This window comes from Pseudooceanicola lipolyticus, from assembly GCF_002786325.1.
Lineage (GTDB): Bacteria > Pseudomonadota > Alphaproteobacteria > Rhodobacterales > Rhodobacteraceae > Pseudooceanicola_C > Pseudooceanicola_C lipolyticus.
In genome coordinates this window covers 1-522 of the sequence record NZ_PGTB01000436.1, presented here as the reverse complement: position 1 = coordinate 522, position 522 = coordinate 1, and the positions used below count along the sequence as shown (strand labels likewise).

The following is a 522-nucleotide window of genomic DNA, read 5'->3' as shown; positions in this document are numbered from 1 at the left end:
CCGCTGCTGCGCCCCGAGGCGCTGGCCGATGAACTGGCCGAGGCGGTGGCGCGCCTGGCGCGGGCCGGCGGCGTCGCGCCGGGCGAGATTGCCGGTATCGGGCTGGGCATTGCCGGGGTGGTGGATGCGGATCAGGGGCTGGTCTACTGGTCGCCGTCGCTGACCCGGCGCAATGTCGACCTAGCGCGCCTACTGAATGACCGGCTGGAGCGGCCCGCCTTTGTCGACAATGACGCCAACCTGGTGGCGGTGGCCGAGAAGAATTTCGGCCTGGGCCAGGCGCATTCCGACTTTATCGTCGTCACCATCGAGGCCGGGGTCGGCATGGGGCTGGTGCTGGGCGGTGAGCTGTACCGCGGCACCCGTGGCTGCGGCGCCGAGCTGGGCCATACCAAGGTGCATCTGGACGGCGCCCTGTGCCGCTGCGGCCAGCGCGGCTGCCTGGAGGCCTATGTTGCCGATTACGCGCTGCTGCGCGAGGCGCAGGCGCTGCCCGGCGCCGATCCGGGGCTGAGCGGCAGC

Annotated in this window: 1 protein-coding gene; it reads left to right on the top strand. The window is 71.8% G+C overall.

Translation table 11 applies throughout. The features are described from left to right. A partial coding sequence (locus tag CVM52_RS26470; protein ID WP_133120034.1) for an ROK family protein occupies positions 1 to 522 on the top strand: 522 nt, incomplete at both ends.